Genomic DNA, 22,872 nt, shown 5'->3' with positions numbered 1-22,872 from the left:
CCGACGAGAACCGGCATCGTATAGGGACCGTACATTCTTTTCGTTTTCGGAACATAGATTTCCCATCGGTAGAAAAAGTCAAACAACTCCTCCACCCGTTCCCTTCGCCACAACAAGTTGTCCAATGGGGATAGGAAGCGTACGTGTTCATGAACGTCCGCGTGTTCACAAGCGACAAGTTGCTCAGCGTCTGCTTCCAGCACATAATACGGGCGGTCTACCCCCTCGATCTGCACTTCAAAGAGCTCACGCTTTCTTTTGCGTTCGGCTAACGTTTCTTTACGCGCCTGCGCATTTAACTTTTGCCAACCTAGTCGCGGATCTCTCGCGTCAAACAACCGGTACGCCCGCAAATATTTGTCCATAAGTAAGGCGTCTGCTTCTTCGATGCTAATCATGTCTGCCTCTTTTTGAATCGCTTCGGGAATCCACTGATCTGTTCGGGCATAATGCCGAATTGACTTTTCCCGGCCACTCACTTGAATGTCACCACATTCAAATAAAATGCGTAACGCATGGGTCGTTTCTTTCGTTGACGCACGTGTTGGATGGTCCCAACCGCCGACGACTTTTCGCTCCGCCAAAAATGCCGTTGCGGGAAGAGGTCCTTCCTGCTGGAGTCGATCCAAAATATCTGCAATCGCTTCGCGGTAGTTTCCCCGCTCTCCCCGCCATTGTTCTTGTAAACGCACCCGCTTTCCTTTTAACAACGGGTAATCTTTCATCGGTAACAGGCACGCTGCATTTGCGAAGTATTCAAACGCACGCTTTTCACCTAAAGCATCTGTATAATTCGTCACACTGTATTCTTTTATTCGATTCATTAACACAAGGTGATGGTTCTTTTCAACGACACTGACAGGATCCAATTGTACCGCTTCGAGTTGATCCAATACGTCATCAACGCTTCCGAGTGGTTTCGGGAGAAGCGACTGAACTAAAAAACGCCTTGCTGCGTGCTTACTTACTCCAATGTCTGCCATCACGCTTCCTCATTTCTTCCCAGCGATGCCCCCAATGATTGGTCGGCCCTTGACCTTGTCCGAGCTCCAACGGATTGGAAATGGCACTCGTAATAAAGGTTTTCCCACGAGTGATACTCTCTTCCATGTCTAACCCTTCAGCAAGGCCAGCTGCAATTGCAGCTGCATACGTACAGCCACTTCCGTGTGTATGCACCGTATCAAACCGTTTCGCCGTATATTTTTTGAATGCGTGCCCATCATACAAATAGTCATCGGCTTCTCCTTTATAGTGCCCTCCTTTAATGAGAGCAGCGCGACAGCCGTATTCTTCAACGAGCATTTTCCCTGCTCGCTTCATGTCTTCTACGGTTGTAATTGTAAGTCCTGTTAACGCTTCAGCTTCTGGCAAGTTCGGAGTCACAACTGTTGCAAGAGGCAATAGCTGTTCTCTAACCGCCTTTCTGGCGTCTTGAGAAATAAGCTCATGGCCACTTGAGGCAACCATGACGGGATCGAGCACGAAATGATTTACATCATATTCTTGGTGCTTCTTTGCGACAAGCGCAATCACCTCTGGGTTTGATAGCATTCCTGTTTTCACAGCGTCAGGGCGAATATCGTCAAACACGACATCAATTTGGCTTTCGACGAAATCAAGATCCATATCGACAAATGAAAACACACCGGTCGTATTTTGGCTCACAACGGACGTAATGACGCTCATGCCAAATACACCTAGCTCCTGAAAGGTTTTCAAGTCCGCTTGAATCCCCGCTCCACCTGTTGGGTCTGTTCCTGCAATCGTTAATGCTTTTGAAATCATTCGTTATCCTCCAATACTATAGATGCGCAAAAAAGAAAAAGCCCCTGAACGCACAGGAGGCTTGACACATACTACACAATCGTCAGCCACTTTCCTCCGCCGTTTTTCGGATCAGGTTCAAAGGGTTTCCGTTTAAACATCTCTCAGCGCTTACTCGCGCACCCCTAGTGGTATATTTTCATCCATTTTAGCATACATCTTTTAGGATGTGGCAATCATTACATGGTACGATATGGATGAACATTGGCTCATAAGGAGGTTGTTAATGGATATACTGCCGATTATTCTTAGTTTACTCGTTTTTTTGAATATGATTCTTGCAGCAATCATTGTATTTATGGAGCGCAAAGACATCCATGCAACATGGGCCTGGTTATTAATCTTAATGTTTCTTCCCTTTATCGGATTTGTTTTATATCTTATACTCGGCCAAAACTTGAGCCGAAAACGGCTTTTCAATTGGGATGGCATTGAGAAGATTGGCCTTAAAGACAGTATCGATGCACAGCTTCGCACACTTGAGGACAACACGTTTGCCTTTCGTAATGAAACCGAACAAAACAACAGCAACTTAATTACGATGCTCTTGCGCAGTGACGGAGCATTGCTTACACAAAACAATGATATTGACGTGTTTACTGATGGCGTTGACAAGTTCTCTGAGCTTCTAGCAGACATTGCGACCGCCAAAAATCATGTGCACATGCAGTATTACATCTTCCGAAATGACTTAATCGGGAAGCGGATCATTCATTTGCTCACCGAAAAGGCTCAAGCTGGCGTGCGTGTGCGCATTCTGTACGACGATATGGGTTCAAGAAAATTAGCACGAAAACATTTTCGTGAACTGATCGACGCAGGTGGCGAAGTTGGGGTATTCTTTCCTTCGCGTATTCCCTATATGAATTCCCGACTAAATTATAGAAATCACCGAAAAATCGTTGTCATTGACGGGAGTATCGGTTACGTCGGGGGATTTAACGTTGGTGACGAATACCTAGGCCGCACGAAAAAATTCGGGTATTGGCGTGACAGTCATCTTCGGATCCGAGGCTCCTCAGTTAAAGCCTTGCAGACCCGGTTCATTCTTGACTGGAACCAAGCATCAAAGGCTCATGAAATTCATTATGATGATCTTTATTTTCCTCCCGTCAAATCAAGGGGTGACATTGCCGCACAAATCGTTTCTAGTGGTCCAGATACAGAAGCTGAGGAAATTAAAAATGGTTACATTAAGCTCATCACTTCTGCACGAGAATCGGTTTATATTCAGACGCCTTACTTAATCCCTGATTCAAGCCTGCTTGATGCGCTTCGAATTGCGGCTCTTGCTGGTAAAGACGTTCGCATTATGATCCCAAATAAGCCGGACCATATCTTCGTCTATTGGGCAACGTACTCTTACATGGGTGAACTATTAAAAACTGGCGTCCGCTTTTTCATCTACGATGCTGGGTTTATTCATGCCAAGATGATTGTCGTTGACCGAAGTGTCGGCTCCATCGGAACCGCAAACATCGATGTGCGCAGCTTCCGATTGAATTTCGAAGTGAATGCTTTCATGTATCACGCAGCATTAGGTGAGAAGCTGGCCGCCATCTTTGAGAACGACCTCCTTCACTGCTCAGAAATGACCGCTCAACGTTATCATGATCGTAGCCTTTATATTCGCTTTAAAGAATCTGTCAGTCGTCTGTTGTCTCCAATTCTTTAAAACGCTTCTTTATTTATAGTGACCGCCCAGTTTTTGTGAACGAATTAATGCTTGCCCGCCTTCGGTCAATGATACTGCCCGTAATACAGTCGCGGACCCGTAGCGGTTTTTCAGCCCGTCGATCGTGAAATTCAAACGCTCGCGGTCGACATCGTCTGTAAACAAGCTGAGCTGTCTCGCCTCATCGCTCACGAGCCCATCTAACCCAATACCTAAGCTACGAATGGCGTCACGATTCCAATGGGTCAAAAACAGTTGTTTGGCGGCCCGGTAGATGACACCTCCGTCATTCGTAAGCTCAGGCAACTTCACTTGACGGTGAAACCCAGACGGCATTTGAAAATGATTGTGCCCGCGGCGCCCATCGTTACCGTTCCTCCAAGACACCCGTTCGCTCTCACGCGCCGCGCAACTTCATCCGCAAGTTCCATAAGCACCGTATGAATATCATCCAACTTCGATAGTCTTTCGGTAACGTCATATGATGACCAATCGCTTTTCTCCGGACGTGCGTATCCAGCTTGACCGGTGATTCGTCTTCACCATGCGCGGTGCGCCAAAGGAGCTCCCCATTGATGCCCCACCGCTTCTTCATATCCGTAAGCTCAGCACCAGCAAGCTGCCCAATTGTGCGGATGCCCATATCGCGAAAGTGCTTCCCCATTCGCTTCCCTACGCCAAATAGTGAATCGATTGGTAGCGGCCACAGCCGTTGCTGCAAGTTCTCAGGATGCAAAAAGAAAATTCCGCCCGGTTGCTTTTTGGAAAAATGGTCGCACGCCATCTTCGCCATCACTTTATTCGGGCCGATTCCTACTCTTGCAACCATCCCGGATTCTCTCCTCACCTTTGTGATCACTTCTTCGGCAAGATCTTCCGGGCTGCAATTGTGACGGTGAATCGCATCCGTCATATCGACAAAAATCTCGTCAATGCTGTACGGTTCCACTAAATCTGTGTACATTTCAAGCGAACTGGCGATGGCGACGGACACATCTAAGTACAGTTGCATACGTGGCTTGAGCACAACTAAATGAGGACATTTCATCTCCGCTTCCCAGAGCGCCTCGGCAGTCTGAACGCCCATTTCTTCGCAACCGGACAGGCCGCAAGAATAACCCCACTGCGGATCTTCGGGTCACCAGCAACGACGACCGGCTTGTCATCCAAATCCGGGCGAGACAGCTTCTCCATGTTGGCAAAAAACGATTGCATATCGATGAGAAATACGACACGATCTTTCATGATGACTCACCCCACCTTTGATATATACAGTATACCAAACGTACGTTCTTATCACACTAGAAAATTTTATGCGATCATACACCGACAGAGTGGGGGAGGATAAGGCGCTCGGGCGGAAGGAGCGGGTGCACATCGGTTGACCTGCGCGCAAGTTTGCTACGGATGGCAGGAAAAGAATGAAGAAAACGAAAGCTAGAGAGCTGATCGCAGACTAGGCGAAAGGACAAACGATCGGTATCGCCACGAGCATGGAAACTGTTACCGAGTTCAGGCGAAGCGACAATAACAATAGATGAAATGGGCAACTTGAGCACAGACCTCCGGGCGCGAGAAGCACCGCTGAAAGGGTGACGGGATATCGAGCTGACGACCGTCGGCACCAAAGGTGCCGAAGCCAGAGCGCTGTGAGCAAAGTGCACGGTCGGTGGGCAATACATCTGCGCGCAAGTTGAAGCAAACTGCGATCAAGTTTGCGAGAAACGATAGAAAATGACCCGAAAACGTGTAAACTTGCGCGCAAAATGTAAAAACTAGCGCGCAGATTACGCGTCCAGACGTAGTGAGCCGCCCGCCAGGAGGCGGCAACCGAACGCCCTTATCCTGAAAATATCCCAAACCCCATCATAAAGCGGGCTATGGGGGAATTTCTAAGCAAAAGTAGCCATGGTACGACTTGAATCCCCACATAGAAGTCTAAAAATCCAACATAGACGGGTTTATGTTGGATTTTTGGGTATGTTTCGACTTATCGCCCCTACAAATACCCACATAAAAAAAGCCCACCCTCTTGGTCGGGTGGGCTAACTTCATTAACGTTACACATGACCAAGAGCGTACCGGTCTTTTTGAAACATTTTAATTGCGATCCATAGCACAATTACGGTTGCCACCAAGTTTGAGCCAATCGTGGCAGTGTACTCTGGCAAACCAATGACAGATGTGCCGCCGTGATGCCATAAATTAAGGCACTCACGTTCAATGCAGGTACAAAGAACATCCAGATCGACCAGCTAGACAACGGCGCTGTAAGTAAATAGATTGGTGCGGCAAGCCAGGCGAACATTACAGGTGTAGACATGTTTTGCGCATCTTTGTACGAAGCGGTTGAGACGCTGATGACGACGAGCAAAGCGGCATTAAGCGCAGCAAAAGCAAGCAGCGATAACGTCAAGAACAGAGCGATCGACAGCAGTTGATCACCGGCAATGATAACCCCACTTTGGTGAAAGGCGTTTGCGAATAGTACAGACCCAGCAAACACAATCACACCACTAATGAAATTAATAACGGTGATGACCACCCATTTCGATATGACAATTTGTGATCTGCGTAGCGGTGCCATTAAGAGTGATTCCATTGTTTGCTTCTCTTTTTCGCCAGCAAACAAATCAACCGCCGCTGGAAAACCTGCCATCAAAACTGTAATGAGCAAGATGAAGGTGAAAAAGTAAGCAACGGACGGAACCGAACGCTCATCAACTCCGATCGGCTCACTGTCCCAATTGTAGACCGTCAACTGTTCCTCACTCAGTCCGGCAGACTGAAGAACGTCACTGCGATGAGTTGCTTCATACTGCTCCCAAACATTCATCAGCTCTCGTTCCACATGAGAAACAACCGGACTCGCATAGTCCCCTTTCGCGGTGAGTTGCTCCTCATCGGCTTCAACCCACAAGTCAATATCACCATCTTCTAACAACGCTTCACCACGGTCCGTTTGTAAGAAGTGCCAATCCTCGTGGGACTGCTGCAAAGCTTCAGAAAGTTCATCATCCAAATCCGGATCGAGACCGACAATAACATCATCTGTCCCAGCGCCGCCTAAAAAGAAAATCATGACAAATACGAGAAGTACGGGCGCAAAAACACTCAGCAGGAGCGTACGCTGATCGCGGAGCGCATCCTTCATTTCTTTTTTTATAATCGCGATCATTTCACACGACCTCCTCTAGCCAAGGTCGCCATCATGATCATATTCAAATTATCTGTTTCTTCGTGAGCGTATAATTCCTCCATCGATCCGTGGAAAAGCAACGACCCTCGATGTAGGATCATGACACGATCACAAAGCATTTGTACTTCTTCCATGAGATGGGTGGAAAAAACGATCGTCCGTTGTTCACTTTTGAGCTGTAGCACCTTCTCACGGAACATGTTTGCGGACGTGATGTCCAGTCCTGTCGTCGGTTCGTCAAACAGATAGAAGGACGGGCTATGTATCATTGCCCGGGCAATCGCCACTTTCTGACGCATGCCTTTAGACAGTTTCTCCACGCGCACATCGAGAAAATCGCGCATGCCGAGTTCATTGCTCAACTTCTCAATTCGTTGCTTTGTTTCTTGATTCGGGATTTTGAAAAGAGCCGCATAGTATTCCAAATGCTCACGGGCGGTCATGCGGTTGTATAAGCCTGTGTCACTTCCAAAGTGGACACCGATTGATTTACGCAACTCAATATGGTCCGGCGATTGCACGTGTCCGTCAATTTTCACTTCGCCATTGGAAGGCACATAAAGACCCGATATAATCCGGAGCAACGTCGTCTTTCCAGCCCCGTTCTCCCCAAGTAAAGCTGTCACTTTGCCAGGTTCAATGGTGGCTGTAATTTCCCGAAGTGCTCGGTAACTTTGTCGTTTTCGTTCTTGAAACACTTTATCGACTGATGACAACTCAATCATATGAAAGCTCCTTTAGGTTCTACTTTCTTTATTCTAGTATATCCGAAAACAGGTTGCACTCTGCAATTCCGTCGTTAAACGGGCATATGATGTCATGTTTCTGCTATACTAATGAAAAAAAGATAAAGTAGGGGTAGCATGATTCGAATCGGCCTGCTTGACGATAATCCAAACGACCTACAAAAAGTTGAGGATTGGCTGAAAACACAACCAGACTGTCACGTCGAGTGGCGTTGCCATACCGCATTGGAAGCGTATCAATTGTTGAAACATTCCAGCATTGATCTGCTTATTGCCGATATTGAGATGGAAGGACTAACCGGATACGAACTCGCCGAACGTCTGCGGGCTCGTGGGGTAAAAGTTGAAATTATTTTCGTTACCGGTCACTCAGGATTTGCCGTTCATGCCTTTGATTTGGACGTGTGTGATTATGTACTAAAACCTCTCACACCTTCAAGAATGGAAAAAGCATTGAATCGTTATCGCAGCCTCTCCCACCAAACCGACGGTCACCGAATGACCATTCAATTACAAGGGGAGATCCGGGTCGTAAACGAAAATGACATTTTGTTCATCGAACGGACCGGTCGGTCTTCAACCGTACACCTTACCGATGATGAGATTGTCACCTACCAATCATTGCAGGAACTAGAGGCCGAATTGCAAAGCTCTACCTTTTTCCGGACCCATCGTTCCTTTATTACGAACCTCTCAAAGATTACTCAATTCGTACCTTATACGAAGCATTCACTAGAAATTCAATTTCAGAACAGTGACAAGCATGCACTCGTCACGAAAAAAAATCTAAAAACGATTCAAGATCAATTTCCGATCTTATCCTGAGGTGTCCACGATGGCTGCTATTTTAAGTATACTTCTCGTTGCGGCTTTGCTCCTCATCGTATTCCTTTGGCGACAAAAGAAACGCATCATCCAAGATGCAACCGAGTTTCAACAGCACGTCCAAGCTTTGCACGAGTCATTAAAGCAAGAACAGCATGACCAGCGCACACATTTTGAAGTGCTGGCGAGACTTGCGAAAGAACATGAGTTCCAGCAAATTACTGACTACATTCACTTACTTCAAAATAATAACGAGGACCGTGCCAGTGCGTCTGCGGGTGGAGCCATCGGCGCCGCCCTCGCTTATGTGAAAACGAAAGCAAACGAAGATAACATTCGCGTAAACGCGTCCATCAAGGCGGATCTCTCGCAAACACTGCTGAGCCCAGGCAAGGAAATGCAGCTCATGGTCAACATCTTCAGCAATGCGCTGGAAGGGGCGCGTCTAAGTAAAGAATACGTGAGTGAGCCTTACATTGAGATCGAAGTACGCAAACAGTTTGGCATTATTATCGTTGATGTGAGCAACAGCTCTGCCCCGATTCCCATTGATGTTCGGGAACAATTATTTCCTAAAAGGCATCCGACCATCAAAAAGCGGGGACTAGGTACATACTTAATCCAAAACGCTGTCAAAACTGCAGAAGGTTCCCTCCATTTTCATGTCGACGATCACACCTTTCATCTCGCCATCCGCCTGCCGAGTGTGCAATCAAAGTAAAGTTTCCTAAGTATGAGTCGGCACGGCAACGCTTCTTTTAGTACAGGAGCATGACCGGGCTTAATGGTTTTCTGGAGATTCGGGTTGTTTAAAAAAGCTTCTGGGACAAGTCCCAGAAGGCTTTATATTTACTCATCGATGAGTCCATTTTCAATTAAGAAGTCACGTGCGACGACTTCTTCAAGTTCAGCGTTAATGTCTACTTCGGCGTTTAGTTCAGCCATTGTTTCTTCGGTTAACAATGGACCGAGCTGTGCCAACAAATCTTCTAATTCAGGGTTAGCTTCAAGCGTGTCGTTCATAATGATCGGTGCTGCATAATATGGCGGGAAGTAGTTGAGGTCATCCGCAATGACTTCAAGGTCATAAGCAGGAATGCGCCCGTCTGTTGTGAATGCGGCAATTACGTCAACTTCTTCGTTACGCAAAGCATCGTACATGAGACCGTCATCCATCTGCGCTGTGTCTCCCCATGAATATCCGTACATGTCGTTCATCGGGTCCAAACCGTCCGGACGTTCACCGAAATTGGCGTTATGTGCAAGGGTTAGCTCATCCGTTTGATCAGCAAGTGCGCTCATATCCGCAACATCCGCAGCGTCTGCACCACGCATGACTAAGGAATAACGATTTTCAAAATCAAACTCATCCAACCAAGCGATATCGTACTCCGCGTCATATTCTTCTTGAACCGTGTTGTAAACTTCTTCTGCAGTTGGCGGGTTTTCTGGGTCGATTTCATGGTTTAAGACAGTGATGTACGACGTCCCTGTGTATTCAATATACAAGTCAACGTCCCCGTCCATCATGCCTTGCGTAAGAATTTCCGTATTGCCGAGATTCTCTTCTCGCTCAACGTTCAACTCTGTATTCTCTTCAATCAGTTCTGCAACCATATGCGTGAGAATGATCTGCTCAGTAAAGTCCTTACCGCCGACAACGACTGTGTCTTCATCACTGCCCCCTCCGCAAGCGGTCAAAACGAGTGTGGAGCCTAAAACGACTGGAAGAAACTTTTTCATGGATGAAACATCCTTTCATTGATTATTTTTTTAAGCCTTTTGGTGTGGCTAGAATTTCAATTCGTTTAAGAATGAAGTCTGCGATAATCGCAAGAATTGCCGCCGGGATTGCACCGAGTAGGGTAAGGGCACTGTTTTGCATTGCAAGTCCACGCATAATAATGTCTCCGAGCCCTCCGGCCCCAACAAAGGTCGCAAGCGTCGCGACACCAATGACGATAACAGTCGACGTACGAATCCCCGCCATAATGACCGGCAGTGCAAGTGGCAATTGGATTTTTGTTAAGATTTGACTTCTTGTCATGCCAAGCCCTCGCCCGGCATCAACGGTGGCTTTGTCCACTTCTAGTATTCCAGTGTACGTATTTCTAAGAATCGGTAATAAAGCGTAAACAGTTAACGCAAAGATGGCGTTGTTCGTACCAATCCCGAGCACCGGCAACATAAATCCTAGAAGCGCGAGACTTGGAATCGTTTGTGCAACGGCAGCAATACCGATAATTGGTTCAGATAATCGCTTCAAACTCGTCAGAAGAACCCCGAGTGGAACCGCGATTAAGACGGCGAGCGTCATTGAAACGGCGACGAGGAAAAAATGTTCTTGCAAGGCGTCCCATACTGCGCCTTGTCGGACTTGGAACAGTTCCCATAGATCAAGAAAAAGTTGCATCACCCTTCGCCTCCTTCTTGATGATTCACTTCTGCAATGCCGCGAATCATGCTCGTCCTCGTAACAACACCGACAAGTTTTCCAGCATCAATGACCGGCAATGTAAATACGTCTTGCTGACTGAGCAGTCCAGCAACTTCTGTTAGTGATGTCGTTGGATTTACGGTGTGCTTGATATCGGTTTGCATCACGTCGGCAACCGTTTTCGACTCATCGTCATAATGCTTTTCAATCAGTTCAAGCGTCACCATACCGACAAGCGCACCTTCACGATCGCGCACAAACAACTGATCTACCCGGTCTTTTTTCATGTAATTAAATGCTTCTGCAAGCCCGCGGCTACCACGAACCATCGCGGTCTCTTTCGTCATGAGTTGCTTTGCGACAGGCTGATCCGCATTTTGATTTAACCGTTCCGTTCCAATAAAGTCACGGACAAAGTCATCTTTTGGGTTTCTAAGAATTCGATCAGGGGTGTCCACTTGCACAATCTCCCCGTCACGCATGATGACGATACGATTGGCAATCTTAATCGCCTCATCCATGTCATGGGTAACAAAGACAATTGTCTTCTTAATCTCTTCTTGCAACTTAATCAATTCGTCTTGAAGCTGCTCACGACTAATCGGATCAAGAGCACTAAAAGGCTCATCCATAAGAATAACCGGTGGGTCAGCTGCCAATCCTCGGATTACACCGATTCGTTGCTGCTGTCCACCGGAAAGTTCAGACGGGTACCGCTTTCTAAACGTATCAGGATCTAACCCGACGAGTTTCAATAGCTCGTCCACTCTCGTGAGATAACGTTGTTTTTCCCATTTTTTGAGCTTTGGCACAATGGATATGTTATCTTGAATGGTCATGTGTGGGAGCAGACCGATTTGTTGAATCACATACCCACTGTTTCGTCGTAATTGAACAGGGTCTTTTTTCTTTATATTTTCATCATCAATTAGAATTTCGCCTTCAGACGGATCAATTAAACGATTGATCATCCGCATCGTCGTCGTTTTCCCACAACCTGAAGGACCGATCAGCGCAATGAGTTCGCCTTCTTCAATCTTTAAGTTTATGTTTTTCAGCGCTTGAAAGCCGTCATCATATGTTTTACTTACATTTTTGAATTCAATCACAACTACATCACCTTCTTAACTAAAATGCTATACGCTAAATATAAGAATAGGAGTACAGACTTACATTACATGATTTCTCACACAAAATAAAGATTTTTAGACAATACCCATGAAAATCCAGCTTATTTTTCCTACGAATGTTTGGTTCTGTAGTTCACTAGAAGGCTTTAAATGTGTGACTCCATTGCACTGTCGATTCCTACAGCTGTCGCCGAGATTGTACCTACTGTGCAGTTTTGGCTCCGGACAGCGCTCCTACCCGGAACGAAAACAGGGGAAGTGCGCCCGGTGTGCCGGACAGTGCTCCTAGACGGAACGGAAACGGAGGAAGTGCACCCGGTGTGAAGCTGGCGAGTGTTGACGGCCTGTTTGGAAGGAGAATAACGCGAATTCTCGATGATTCTGCTTCCTTAATATGTCGCTTTGTAATCAGATGACCATTGATTGGAACTAAAACTACTCCCGCCAGCCACATTATTAAAAATCTGTTTCCAATGAGCTGTCTTTGGGACGAGATGTTCAAGCTGACTTTCTATTCCTGCCCAACCGAATCAAAAAGCGACTGCCGAAGCAGTCGCATTGTTTCATTTTAATCGGCTATAAGTTGGAATCGATCACTCGGAACGTGTTCGATAAAGTTTGGCAGCTCGCCAATTACAAATACTTCCAATTGGTGCATTGCCCGGGTAGCGCTCGTGTAGAGCATGTGGCGATCACGGGCAGTATGGTAGTTTTCATCGGTCACTTCGGCAATAATTACGCGGTCAAATTCAATGCCTTTGGCAAGGTACGCCGGGGCGATGAGCACATTCTCCCGGAAGCTGTCGGTATGCTCTTGAATGAGTTGCACACCATCTGGCAAATCATGAAGCAATTGCTGGGCTTCATCCATCGTCTTTGTGAGAATGGCAAGTTTTCCTCGTCCTTCCCAAGCGACAACCTCTTGCTTTAGTGCATCTTCATAAGTGTAGCGATCTTGAAATTGACGCACAGTTGGCAATGTCCCTTCACGCTGAAACGGAATGACGTTCGACTCATTCGGGAGCAATTCTTTTGCGAAATTCATGATGGTTGCTGTCGAGCGATAGCTTTGTAACAATGTAATTTGCTCTACATTCTCTTCTTCGTCTTGAGCGGTTGAAAGGATGGATAGTCCTCTGCTGTATGACGATGAACGGCTTGATCGATATCACCGAGCAACGTGATACGCGCTTGCGGGAAAAGGTTTTTCAAGTATGCGATTTGCATGTTCGTGTAATCTTGCGCCTCATCAATAAAGAGGAAACGAATGTCTGCTGTGTGCGGACGACCTTTCACTTGATCGGTCAAGTAATAGTACGGAGCAGCGTCTTCATAAAGCATGTACGGTCCGTTAAATCTCTCCCGGAAAACTGCTCGTATAATGACGTGATATCGACAAAGTCATACGCTTCGATTTGCTTAAATACGGGCTTGGCAGATTGACGAACGACAAACCTACGCACGAGACGCTCCTCTTCTAACTGGTCACTCTTTGACGGGTTTTCTCCTAATTTTTGTCTTACTTTTTTGGACGCAATGTTATACACATCTTTCGGTTGCATCTGCGCTTCTTCTTCTGCCCACGGCTGGTCCGCTTCTTTTCGTTCAAAAGCTTTCAGTTCGGTTTCAAGTTGTTCAGCCATTAATTCAAGCCGGTTCGGAGTCGAGATGTGATCTTCATATGAATAAAAAAGATCAGCAATGTCCTCGCCCGATTTCCATACGTCACCGCGAAATACGAGTGGAGTAAATTTCATCCCTTCTTCATTCAGTTGCTCAATGAAACGATCGAGTTCTTGGATGTAGTCCGGTTCGGCGTAACGAATATTAGCGTCGTCTTCAGTGAGCAAACGCTCAATTTGCCTAAACGGACTTTCCAATGTCCATCCATCTGGCAGGCGGCCGGCAATATGATGTTGGAACGTCGTTTGCTTTAAGTTCTCTTCCCCGAGTTCCGGTAACACACCAGATACATATCGGTTGAAAAGAGGGTTCGGCGATAACAGCAACATGTTCGCACTATCAAATTGTTCTCGGTATTTGTAGAGCAAATACGCGACGCGTTGCATCGCTGCAGACGTCTTCCCGCTGCCCGCTGCACCTTGGACGATTAGCATGCGTGAGCGCTCATTTCGGATAATCGCATTTTGCTCTCGCTGAATCGTACTTACAATGTTCGTCATTGCATCAGAGGAAGACTGACTGAGCAACTGTTGCAATAATTGATCGCCGATTGTCAGTCCGGTATCAAACATTCCTTTTAATTCGCCGCGCTCAATCAAGTATTGGCGTTTCTTCGTCATCTCCCCATGCACTTCTCCGTCACCACTTGAAAACTTCACAGCTCCAGGGGCGTAGTCATAGTACATGCTAGAAATCGGGGCACGCCAATCGTAGACGAGAAATTCTTGTTGTTGTTCATCTTCTAATGAAGCAATGCCGATGTATATGGCTTCTTCTTTCGACTCACCAGTCTCCTGAAAATCTAATCGCCCGAAATAGGGGGAGGTTTCCAGTCGTTCCAACGTTCGAATGTGTTTCGTGAAACGTTGATAAGAGCGTTCATGCTCACCTAATAGTTCTGCTCGTTGTCGGATGCTCGCTTCTGTCTCTATAATGTCATCAGGTTCATCTAAGTTGACGGTCACTTCGTCCCAAAACGTCTTTCGCATGTCAATGACTTCTTGCTTCGATAAGCCCGCTTCGTCAATACGCGCTTGCTTTTGACGTTGAATGACGTCAATGACTCGCGAGAGTCGCTCTTGTTCCTGTTGTTCTTCTTTCGATTCCATGCAAACACCCCTTAAAAAGTCATCATTGACACTAGACAATATAATCTGATATAATGATAATGAACAAGTATGAATGATTCACAAATTTTATGAATCACTATTTCATTTTACACGTAATCACATAAGAATACAACAAAGGACTGCCTCGTTTTCAGGCAGTCCCTTTTTTAATCTTTTTTTGTGAGATGGAAGAAATGCCAACCGCCTTCTTTTACGACAGCCGTTTCGTTTTTAATTTTGAACCGATGTGTATCCGCAAGTTGCTTAATTTCTTTTCTCGTTGGCAGTGGATGCATGTCTTCGTGCCCGCTCATGAAACTGTTAAATGCCGCTGGAAATGCTAACCCTTTTTCGGAATCGGCAAGGGGCGTAATCATGACGAAGCTTCCTTTTGAAACGAGGCTACGATAAATATAATCAAAGATCTTTGATCGTTCTCCTTCATTAAAATAATACAAAGCGTTATTCATCATGATGAGGTCTGGGCGTTCGTCGTGTTCGATTTCACTCAAAATGTCTTCTTGTTTAAAACGAATATGCTTGTGGTCGGCTCTACGAGCCGCTTCTTGAACGACGGCTTCATTAATTTCTATACCTGTAAGCGATAAGTCGGGGTGGTCAGCTGCAATCCGGTTCAAGTAGCCACCGTACCCAGACCCTAGATCAAGAATATGTTTTGCCTTCGTATCTTTAATAACGCTGTTCAGTTTAGGATATGCGATGGTTTCAATAAGAGCACTCGTCTCCGCGACAACATGGCCATAGTCGTCTTCATCGGGGTGCGGATCTTTTGACAGTTTCTGATCAAACGCCAACAGCGTCGGAATGTGAAGCCTCATCATTTCTTCAACGAGTACACCGACAGATGATTTATCGAATTTGGACATTTGCTTGCGGATGGACTTCACACTCTTTACTCGGTCTTTGCTTTTCTTTTTCAAGTGCCCAACTGCAATACCTGTTTCTACCCAGCAGTTCAGCAATTGTTCATCTAACTGATCTTCCGCAGCCAACATTGATATGGGCATTGGCTTTTCTAGGCGATCAAAAAGCCATATCGATAGCCAATATACGCATGCCATGTCGGCAAAAATGATTCATTGCTCTTCATCCATTTGCGGGCATTGTTCATCCGTACGATTTCATTTACTAACATCTCTTCAGCTCCTCACTGATACTTAAAAGGGTAGTCATCTTTATCGGTATAAAAGTACGGATTCTGCTTGCTTGTTGGGTATACTCCACCTCGGTCGATCGCAGGTAACACATCTAAATGATTGGACCAATCCAATAGATTGGCTTTTGCATATCCCAAACCTGAAACATTGAGCATTTGTTGAAAATGCAAAAGCGGTCGCTCTTCCATCGCTGTGATCGCACGTTTACGAAGTAAGCGAAACGCCCGATTGTGATAGGAATAGGCTAAAGCCGAACGGTGGCTCAATGCAATCATCTGATCAACACGAGCTTTCGAACGGATTCGTACCAACCGAGCTGGCGTTCGTCTCGCCACTTTCCCTGTTCGTCCATCCAACAAAACAGTTCACTTAATACGTCAGCATCTTGAATCGCCAAGTTCATCCTTCACCGGCCATTGGGTGAACCGAGTGTGCAGCATCTCCTAAAATGGCCATTCGTCCTCTCGTATATCTGGGAGACTGAAAGCGAAATGGGATCATCAGTTGCACGTCTCGCCACTCTTTAATCGTCGTCATCGTTTCACGAAGTTCAGGGACGTATTGCCCGTGCAAATCATAATAATCCGTAATCGGCTGGTCTTTAAATTGTCGATAACTGCCTGGGGGAATCATGTATACAGAACGAACTTGCTCGTCGGGTAAAGGAAATAATCCTAGGAACGAGTGCGCCGCCCCAAAGACAAACCCATCTGTTAATGACGCGGGCCTAGGAAAAGAAGCGGTCAGGAAATGATGATTGTATTTCTTCTCTTCGTTTGTAATGCCATCGCCTTGCGCATCCTTGATCCACGGCCTTCGGCTCCGACATAATAGTGGGCCGAGATTTTCATTTCCTTACCACCTGTGGTAATCACTGCTTGATCATCTTGAAATCCCGTAAATTTCGCGGGACGAATCACTTCCACACTAGGAAGCTTTTTAATCTGGGCAATGAGAAGGTCACGAAGTTCTTCGTGAGGAATCATCCGCGCTTCGTTAAACGGGTGCGCCAAAATCTTGTAGCTAAGGCGACTTTCATTGCGTATAAAACCGTCATTATGATTCCAATTCCACTCTTGTGTGCGCAACGTTTCAACCGGGAACGAGGAAACGTCTAGTTGCTTTCCTAATCCAAGTCGGTGGAGAATTTCAATACTCTTTGGTTGGAGCAACTCCCCTTTGTAAAGCGGGCTTCTTCTTCGGTTCCGCTCTGCGACAATAACCGAAATACCGCAAAGCCCGAGCTTCAAAGCAAGCGTCAACCCACCAACCCCTCCACCGGAAACGAACACATGGCATGTTTCATGTTTATCACCTGTTTGAAGATACCCCCATTCGCTTGATGTTAAACAGGGGTAGACCCGTTAACATTCGAGGGATGTCAGTTCCAAAACGCAATCGTATCCATGAAATTCGTAAGCCATTCAGTATCATAGTCAAACACTTCTCCGCCAATCAAAAAGGGGTCATAGACGAAGAGCGCTACACCTAACGCTGAAAAGAACACAATTCTCGCAATTCTTTTAGAACCAAATATACGCCTTTCTCGTTTAAACACTTGGCATCACCCTTTCTTTTACTAGGGACGCGACGTTGTGATACGCTTGTCATGCTTAATTTGAACAATTGTCTTCGAGCAAATCAACGTATGTACCCTTCCCCTATCTAAAAATTCAAAACTGATTTTCTGTGAAATAAGGAGGGAATTCTTTTGCGAACCGTGATGGTCATTGTGACATTCTTCCTGTTGTTTGGAGGATTTACTGTTGTTGGAGCTAACCTGCTAGACTTGATCTTTCAGCATCGTGCCCTTGTTCTATTTGTGAGCTTAGGCATGCTAATTGTAAACCTCATCGTGAGCATCTTTTTGTCTCAACAGTTTGTTGATTGGGTGATTCGAAAATGGAAAAACGCGTGACTGCATGTCACGCGTAAAACGAGATGTTAAAATGGATACAAGCGACCGAGACGCTCTACGTGTTAAATGTATCCTTGATTTCCCAAGAAGCCATATTGAATCCAGATTTCGCTCCGTTTGCGAAGCCGTCTTGGTACGATTCAGCTGTTTCTGAAATCGCTACATTCGCAAAATGATTTTGTTCAATTTGTTGAACGAGATCTGTAATGCTTTTTTCAGTGAGCGCCGTCGAATGATGAAGCATAATGGAAATATAATTCCCCACTTGTTCGTATGCGAACGCAATCCCTTCAAACATCCCTTGTTGGAAATGCTCATTCAAGTTATTCACTTCTTCAATTGCCTCTTCTGGTATATCATCCCGATAATCGCTTTCTTTAATCGTTTCCCCTAAAGGAACCTTGCTCTGCTCAATATTATCTTTAGATAGCTTTTGAAAACGATTCCTCACTCTCTCCAACTGTTCTTCCAACGACAATCTCTCCTTTTCATATTCAAAATCACGGACCATGCGATTCACAACATATCGATACGCCGCGTTCATACCTTTAGATACGAAGTACAAATTTTGTTCGTCAGTGTTCATTTGCTCCCGTGTCGTTTTTTCCATCTGAATAAAGTCTTCAATACAATCCTCGATCTTTAACATTTTCTTCCGATAGTCCAACGTTAACCTCCTCGTCATCATTGTATTTTTTTCATCACACTCTTAATGTTTACATATGTAAACAAAAAATAACTGAAAATAAAAACAATTCGCAGGCAAAGCGCTTGCGAATTGTTTTTATGATTTGTTTTCCGAATCCATGAACGCGAGACGGACGCCAAACAGAATGAGGAATGCGCCAGATGCCCGTTCAATCATGACTGTACATTTGTCTAGCCATTTTCGTATGAAAGAATGAGTAATATACATGACCATAAGTGTGTACCAAATCAATTCAATGCCAATGACAGATACTCCATAGAATACTTGAACGCCAATTGCAACTTCTGGGTGAATGACTTGGGTGAATAATGACAAGTAAAATAATGTCGCTTTCGGGTTCAACAGACTCGTGAAAAAACCATTTCGGTAAGCGGTCCATTTGCTCAGTCCAACTTGGCTTGTTGCACGTTGCAAAGAAAGCCCGGGTTCTTCTTTTCGAAAGAACAGTGCCTTCACACCTAAGTAGATAAGGTACGCTGCACCTAACCATTTTATCAAGTTAAATAACAGAACAGACTGGGAAATGATAATTCCAATACCTAACAAACAGTAAAGGATATGAACCATGCTTCCCGAACACATGCCCCAAACGGTAAACATTCCATGAGTTTTAGAAGACAAGGTATTTTTGATCGTCACCATCCATTGAGGGCCTGGGGACAGGACAATGAGTAAACCGACGACAAGAACAGTGATCCACACTTCGATTGTCACACGAATCCCTCCCAAGCATTTATTTTACCATAATATTCAGTCAAATGACTTAATAGATTCGGGATAATATAACGAAAGATACATACATCACCGCGATCATAATCCCCGCTAATAAGCCTAAGATTTGCAGTACGCCTACTTGAATGACTTGCAAGAGGACGATTGTAATCAATACGGTGACCACACCGAGCATAATGAAAAAGCTATAAAACATGCCCCGCTCTTTAATCTTGCGAGCACGTTCATCATTTTCCTTAAATTGTGGGTGTAAATAGCTTAGGCAAAAACACATGATTGCAACGCCTAAAAAGATAAATTCAAATCCTCTCACCGCCCCCGTACCGAGCATTATAAGAGTCACGAACAGAGCAATGAGAATTCCTGCGACAGAGAACGCGTTTATCATCGGCAGACGGGAACTAGACATCGGCATCTCTCCTCATTAGTGCTTTGAACAAACGATAGCGCACGAAAAAGCCCATTGTCAAGTTCCCTTTACTCGTATAATGACTGCGCACGTGCCGATTGTGCATTTAGCTATTGGTCAAACAGCGTATCAGTGTGAGTGCGTATTGTTTTCGCCAACCCTTATACTGCCGCGCTTAACGACGACTCTCGTATCTGACAACAAGTCATGCACGCCTGCTTTTTCGGGATGCACAGCAATCATGATGTAGAGAAGGTTGGTAATAACGAACACGCGGTGTATGATCCTCCCTGCCACTTCACGAACAAATACGTCTTTCCACAATAGCGAACCACCTTCCAAACTCTCGACTCGCAAGCCAAATGCCATTTTTCCAATCGTTTGCTGTTGCCATTTCGTTAAGAGAATGAAGTATACGTAATAGCTAAACGTCACTATGATTGCTTCAATTGCAAATACGCCAATCGCAAGATCATCAGGCAGCCAAAGTGCGAATACTGGCCGAATAATAATAGCGTTCAAGGAAGCGACGATCAGAAGATCCATGACATATGCCCAAAACCGTAACCAAAAACCTGCATACATTTGCATCGTCTTCCCTCCTATTGATGCAAATAGAGCAAACTCGGCGCTCTATTTGCATCAAATTTGTCAGAGGCGAACGCTCCTAAGCCAAGCGGCGCCAATACATTCCACATTGACCCTTCCGTAGAACCATTCGTGTAATGCGTCACAGTCGCATCTAAGTCGAGCATCAATTCCATATGCAAAACCGTGTCTTCAAGATCGCCAAGTTCATCAACAAGTCCATTTTGCAATGCCTGGTTCCCCGTGAACAACTGCCCTTGTGCTACCGTGTTGACTTCTTCTTCGCTAAACCCTCTACCTTCAGCAACGATCGATGTAAAATCATCATACATATCATCGGCAATCGCTTGCATGAGTTCAGATTCCTCTTCGGTTAAGGATTCAAAGGGTGACCCCAGCTGTTTGAATTCACCAGAAGAGAAGGTCGTTTCGGAAATGCCCCATTCATCGGCAAGATCAGCGATATTAAACCCTGCGCTTATCACTGTTCCAATTGAACCGGTCAGTGTCGCCGGGTGCGCCATAATATAATCAGCACCTGCTGCAATGTAATACCCGCCAGATGCGGCCATTTCAGCCATCGAAACGTATACTGGCGTGTCAAATTCTTCCTTGGCGCGAACGACTTGTTCATAGATTGCATGACTAGCGACGACGCTCCCCCCAGGCGTGTTCATCGTAATCACAATCCCATCGACGAGAGGATCTTCCATTGCATCATTTAGCATTTCCATAAATTGCCGATGTTGGTATCCCGCCGCCAAAAAGCCTGATTCACTACCTGTGTCTTCAATCATGCCGTCCAGTTCAAGGACGACAATTTCTCCGTTCGATCCTGTCTTCATCACTTCCTCGCGGTACTTGATCAAACGAAAATACGTCCGAAAAGTCAGCCGTCATCACGGCTACAAACATTTGTACTGGAATGGCAATGCCAACGATAAGAACAGCAATTCCACAAGCAACCCAACGTTTCCTATTCATTTTCCTTACTCCCTCCAAAACCTAAGTCTATAGCTAGCATACAGATCGAAGGTAACTAGAAGAGAACGATCGCCTCACCGGTAGATTAAATATGATTCTGCTTGTTGAGCTTCTCGTAATGTTCAGATGGTACACTATTTTCATAGAGAGTAAGGAGTGAAGAACGATGACTAGCCCGCGAATTTTACTTGTGGAAGACGATAACGCTATACGGACGATGCTTCACAAAGTCCTTCAAAAAGAAGGGTTTCAAGACGTTGATGGCACCGCAACTCAAAAACAAGCACTAACCTTTGCCACACGCATACTTATGATTTCATCCTTCTTGACGTGATGCTACCGGATGGCGATGGGTTTGAGATTTGCAGACAAATTCGTCACCAATCTGGAGCGACGATCTTCTTCGTCACAGCGAAAGATTCAGATTTTGATAAACTGTCAGGTTTCGCCATTGGTGGCGACGATTATATTACGAAACCTTTTAACCCGTTAGAGATCGTTGCAAGAATTCGGGCCCGCCTGTTGCGGCCCGCTTCTGCGCCATCAGCAGACGCTTTACCGCATGCATACGAGCGCTTCACGATTGATCCTCGGGCAGGAACGCTTACTGTGCTCGGCGAACGTACGAGCTGCCCTGCCCTCGTCTTTCAGTTATTGCTTTTCTTTTGTCGCCACCCTGGCCAAGTCTTCCATAAAGAACAGCTTTACGAAAAGGTATGGGGGGATGAGCATTATTACGATGCACATACTGTGACCGTTCACATTCGTAGAATTCGGGAGAAAATTGAAGCGAACCCGAGTAAGCCCGAGTATATTGAAACGGTTCGTGGACTCGGTTACCGGTTCACCCTGATGGAGACGGGTCATGAAAAGATTTCGTTTTCGGTTATGGCGACGATTCACACTGCAATATGCCATCATCTTGTTCGTTACCTCAACACTATTATTCACAATTATTCTGATTTTCGGCTTTTACTTGACTACGCAAGAACGTCGCACAGATTTTTATGATGCTGGACTAGAGAGTTTGTCCTTTTCTGTATCAACGGAGTATGAATTTTCTGGGGAACTATCGATCATTGACGAATTGCAAGAGGAAGCAGATGCTCGAAATGGATGGTTTCAAATAGTTAATGAAGACGGAACAGTAGCGGACACCTATCCTGCCAGTGAAGGATTTGCTCAGTCGTATACATTGCAAGAACTTCAAACGATGGTCGACAATCCAATTGTAGGTAATTACCATATGTATACATCTTATTTTCAAGTCTCTGAAGAGACGTACTTACTTCTTTATGGGGAAGAACGTGTCACAAACGATTTGCTTGCTACTTTCATTGAAGAGGGTAACGCTTCTGAAGTGCTCCAACAGTTTGAGCAGCATGATGCTTGGGGGTATGTATTCAATGATGATGAGCTCGTCAATCAATTCCGCGCACCCGAGTGGTTAAGGCAACCTTCATTTGGCGAAGTAATGCTACATCAAATACAGCCTGAAAGCGTAGATGCATATGTCCAAATGGCAGAATCGGACGGGCTCACTTATGTCGTTTATGCTCCCATTCCCGAGTTGCCTTTTCGACCATTGAATGAAATTGGATCGACATTACTCATCGTCTCACTCGTCATTCTCGGCATTGCGATTCTTGTATTTGCCGTTGCGTCCCTGTGGTTTACGCGGACGTTCACAAAACCGATCTATGGTGCCATCAATTGGCTTGAT

Annotated in this window: 28 protein-coding genes, 2 pseudogenes and 1 riboswitch; of the genes and pseudogenes, 7 read left to right on the top strand and 23 right to left on the bottom strand. The window is 45.6% G+C overall.

The window, feature by feature from the left end; genetic code table 11:
* A partial coding sequence (locus JCM19037_RS20650; protein ID WP_042404290.1) for a DNA glycosylase AlkZ-like family protein occupies positions 1-983 on the bottom strand: 983 nt, incomplete at its 3' end.
* Complete coding sequence (thiD, locus tag JCM19037_RS20645) at positions 961-1,788, bottom strand: bifunctional hydroxymethylpyrimidine kinase/phosphomethylpyrimidine kinase (protein WP_042404288.1); 828 nt, start codon at positions 1,786-1,788, stop codon at positions 961-963. The genes JCM19037_RS20650 and thiD, both read right to left, overlap by 23 nt.
* 74 nt (positions 1,789-1,862) lie before the next feature.
* A riboswitch (TPP riboswitch) is annotated at positions 1,863-1,964 on the bottom strand.
* A gap of 89 nt (positions 1,965-2,053) precedes the next feature.
* On the opposite strand from thiD, the gene cls reads away from it, so the two are divergent.
* Complete coding sequence (cls, locus tag JCM19037_RS20640) at positions 2,054-3,502, top strand: cardiolipin synthase (protein ID WP_042404287.1); 1,449 nt, start codon at positions 2,054-2,056, stop codon at positions 3,500-3,502.
* Positions 3,503-3,511: 9 nt separating this feature from the next.
* On the opposite strand, the pseudogene JCM19037_RS20635 reads toward cls, so the two are convergent.
* The 3 genes and pseudogenes from JCM19037_RS20635 to JCM19037_RS20625 form a co-directional block, all read right to left on the bottom strand.
* Positions 3,512-4,747 (bottom strand): annotated as a pseudogene (locus JCM19037_RS20635) (DNA polymerase IV).
* Between the two features lie 877 nt (positions 4,748-5,624).
* Entirely contained in the window at positions 5,625-6,680 is a 1,056-nt protein-coding gene (locus JCM19037_RS20630) for an ABC transporter permease (protein WP_042404286.1), read from the bottom strand.
* Positions 6,677-7,426 (bottom strand): ATP-binding cassette domain-containing protein, encoded by a 750-nt coding sequence (locus tag JCM19037_RS20625; protein WP_042404285.1) that lies wholly within the window; start codon positions 7,424-7,426, stop codon positions 6,677-6,679. The genes JCM19037_RS20630 and JCM19037_RS20625 overlap by 4 nt, the downstream gene beginning before the upstream one ends.
* A 138-nt stretch (positions 7,427-7,564) precedes the next feature.
* Here JCM19037_RS20625 and JCM19037_RS20620 point away from each other — a divergent pair, with 138 nt between their 5' ends.
* Positions 7,565-8,272 carry a LytTR family DNA-binding domain-containing protein gene (locus JCM19037_RS20620; RefSeq protein WP_042404284.1) on the top strand — a complete coding sequence of 236 codons (708 nt, stop codon included), beginning with the start codon at positions 7,565-7,567 and terminating at the stop codon, positions 8,270-8,272.
* Between the two features lie 10 nt (positions 8,273-8,282).
* Positions 8,283-8,993, top strand: a complete 711-nt coding sequence (locus JCM19037_RS20615) for a GHKL domain-containing protein (RefSeq protein WP_042404283.1) — start codon at positions 8,283-8,285, stop codon at positions 8,991-8,993.
* A gap of 128 nt (positions 8,994-9,121) precedes the next feature.
* Here the strand turns inward: JCM19037_RS20615 and JCM19037_RS20610 are convergent, their stop codons facing one another.
* The 3 genes from JCM19037_RS20610 to JCM19037_RS20600 are packed head-to-tail and all read right to left on the bottom strand — an operon-like array spanning position 9,122 to position 11,818.
* The gene (locus JCM19037_RS20610; RefSeq protein ID WP_042404282.1) at positions 9,122-10,015 is read right to left on the bottom strand and encodes a glycine betaine ABC transporter substrate-binding protein; all 894 of its coding nucleotides are present in this window, start codon (positions 10,013-10,015) and stop codon (positions 9,122-9,124) included.
* 22 nt (positions 10,016-10,037) lie between these two features.
* Positions 10,038-10,685 (bottom strand): ABC transporter permease, encoded by a 648-nt coding sequence (locus JCM19037_RS20605; RefSeq protein WP_042404280.1) that lies wholly within the window; start codon positions 10,683-10,685, stop codon positions 10,038-10,040.
* Positions 10,685-11,818, bottom strand: a complete 1,134-nt coding sequence (locus JCM19037_RS20600; RefSeq protein WP_042404277.1) for an ABC transporter ATP-binding protein — start codon at positions 11,816-11,818, stop codon at positions 10,685-10,687. Before JCM19037_RS20600 ends, JCM19037_RS20605 begins: the two co-directional genes overlap by 1 nt.
* Positions 11,819-11,989: 171 nt before the next feature.
* Here JCM19037_RS20600 and JCM19037_RS26115 point away from each other — a divergent pair, with 171 nt between their 5' ends.
* Positions 11,990-12,163: a hypothetical protein gene (locus tag JCM19037_RS26115; protein ID WP_193744835.1), complete on the top strand. Its 174-nt coding sequence runs from the start codon at positions 11,990-11,992 to the stop codon at positions 12,161-12,163.
* Positions 12,164-12,407: 244 nt separating this feature from the next.
* Here JCM19037_RS26115 and JCM19037_RS23715 read toward each other — a convergent pair whose 3' ends face one another.
* From JCM19037_RS23715 to JCM19037_RS26110, 9 genes are all read right to left on the bottom strand, one after another.
* Complete coding sequence (locus JCM19037_RS23715; protein ID WP_052364154.1) at positions 12,408-12,917, bottom strand: ATP-binding domain-containing protein; 510 nt, start codon at positions 12,915-12,917, stop codon at positions 12,408-12,410.
* An 11-nt stretch (positions 12,918-12,928) separates the two neighbouring features.
* The gene (locus JCM19037_RS23710; protein ID WP_052364153.1) at positions 12,929-13,180 is read right to left on the bottom strand and encodes a UvrD-helicase domain-containing protein; all 252 of its coding nucleotides are present in this window, start codon (positions 13,178-13,180) and stop codon (positions 12,929-12,931) included.
* The gene (gene helD / locus JCM19037_RS20595; protein ID WP_052364152.1) at positions 13,144-14,631 is read right to left on the bottom strand and encodes an RNA polymerase recycling motor HelD; all 1,488 of its coding nucleotides are present in this window, start codon (positions 14,629-14,631) and stop codon (positions 13,144-13,146) included. Before helD ends, JCM19037_RS23710 begins: the two co-directional genes overlap by 37 nt.
* Before the next feature lie 167 nt (positions 14,632-14,798).
* Positions 14,799-15,647, bottom strand: coding sequence for a class I SAM-dependent methyltransferase (locus tag JCM19037_RS20590; RefSeq protein ID WP_052364151.1), 849 nt, complete (start codon positions 15,645-15,647; stop codon positions 14,799-14,801).
* 152 nt (positions 15,648-15,799) lie between these two features.
* Positions 15,800-16,084 (bottom strand): hypothetical protein, encoded by a 285-nt coding sequence (locus JCM19037_RS24725; RefSeq protein ID WP_081829485.1) that lies wholly within the window; start codon positions 16,082-16,084, stop codon positions 15,800-15,802.
* Complete coding sequence (locus tag JCM19037_RS28925) at positions 16,081-16,206, bottom strand: hypothetical protein (protein WP_255357960.1); 126 nt, start codon at positions 16,204-16,206, stop codon at positions 16,081-16,083. Before JCM19037_RS28925 ends, JCM19037_RS24725 begins: the two co-directional genes overlap by 4 nt.
* Before the next feature lie 2 nt (positions 16,207-16,208).
* Positions 16,209-16,556, bottom strand: a complete 348-nt coding sequence (locus tag JCM19037_RS30365) for an FAD-dependent monooxygenase (protein ID WP_373901375.1) — start codon at positions 16,554-16,556, stop codon at positions 16,209-16,211.
* The gene (locus tag JCM19037_RS30360) at positions 16,553-17,101 is read right to left on the bottom strand and encodes an NAD(P)/FAD-dependent oxidoreductase (RefSeq protein WP_081829483.1); all 549 of its coding nucleotides are present in this window, start codon (positions 17,099-17,101) and stop codon (positions 16,553-16,555) included. The genes JCM19037_RS30365 and JCM19037_RS30360 overlap by 4 nt, the downstream gene beginning before the upstream one ends.
* Positions 17,102-17,190: 89 nt before the next feature.
* Positions 17,191-17,367 (bottom strand): hypothetical protein, encoded by a 177-nt coding sequence (locus JCM19037_RS26110; protein WP_193744833.1) that lies wholly within the window; start codon positions 17,365-17,367, stop codon positions 17,191-17,193.
* 153 nt (positions 17,368-17,520) lie between these two features.
* On the opposite strand from JCM19037_RS26110, the gene JCM19037_RS20580 reads away from it, so the two are divergent.
* Positions 17,521-17,727, top strand: coding sequence for a hypothetical protein (locus JCM19037_RS20580; protein ID WP_042404274.1), 207 nt, complete (start codon positions 17,521-17,523; stop codon positions 17,725-17,727).
* A 55-nt stretch (positions 17,728-17,782) separates the two neighbouring features.
* Here the strand turns inward: JCM19037_RS20580 and JCM19037_RS20575 are convergent, their stop codons facing one another.
* From JCM19037_RS20575 to JCM19037_RS26105, 6 genes are all read right to left on the bottom strand, one after another.
* On the bottom strand, positions 17,783-18,394 hold the full coding sequence (locus tag JCM19037_RS20575) for a hypothetical protein (protein ID WP_042404273.1): 612 nt from the start codon (positions 18,392-18,394) through the stop codon (positions 17,783-17,785).
* A 117-nt stretch (positions 18,395-18,511) separates the two neighbouring features.
* A complete protein-coding gene (locus JCM19037_RS20570; RefSeq protein WP_042404271.1) occupies positions 18,512-19,150 on the bottom strand; it encodes a LysE family transporter in 639 nt (212 codons plus the stop codon).
* Between the two features lie 49 nt (positions 19,151-19,199).
* A complete protein-coding gene (locus tag JCM19037_RS20565) occupies positions 19,200-19,577 on the bottom strand; it encodes a hypothetical protein (protein ID WP_052364150.1) in 378 nt (125 codons plus the stop codon).
* Between the two features lie 129 nt (positions 19,578-19,706).
* Positions 19,707-20,168, bottom strand: coding sequence for an RDD family protein (locus JCM19037_RS20560; RefSeq protein WP_042404269.1), 462 nt, complete (start codon positions 20,166-20,168; stop codon positions 19,707-19,709).
* Positions 20,169-20,179: 11 nt separating this feature from the next.
* Complete coding sequence (gene sppA / locus JCM19037_RS20555; protein WP_081829482.1) at positions 20,180-21,010, bottom strand: signal peptide peptidase SppA; 831 nt, start codon at positions 21,008-21,010, stop codon at positions 20,180-20,182.
* Positions 20,973-21,149, bottom strand: a complete 177-nt coding sequence (locus JCM19037_RS26105; protein ID WP_193744832.1) for a hypothetical protein — start codon at positions 21,147-21,149, stop codon at positions 20,973-20,975. The genes sppA and JCM19037_RS26105 overlap by 38 nt, the downstream gene beginning before the upstream one ends.
* A 166-nt stretch (positions 21,150-21,315) precedes the next feature.
* On the opposite strand from JCM19037_RS26105, the pseudogene JCM19037_RS20550 reads away from it, so the two are divergent.
* Positions 21,316-21,992, top strand: a pseudogene (locus JCM19037_RS20550) (response regulator transcription factor); the annotation flags it as partial.
* A 184-nt stretch (positions 21,993-22,176) separates the two neighbouring features.
* The coding region (locus tag JCM19037_RS20545; protein ID WP_042404267.1) for a hypothetical protein at positions 22,177-22,872 on the top strand (696 nt) is incomplete at its 3' end.

The organism is Geomicrobium sp. JCM 19037, assembly GCF_000698105.1.
Lineage (GTDB): Bacteria > Bacillota > Bacilli > Bacillales > Marinococcaceae > Geomicrobium_A.
Note: the sequence above shows the minus strand (reverse complement) of the source record. Positions and strands in the feature narration are given on the sequence as shown.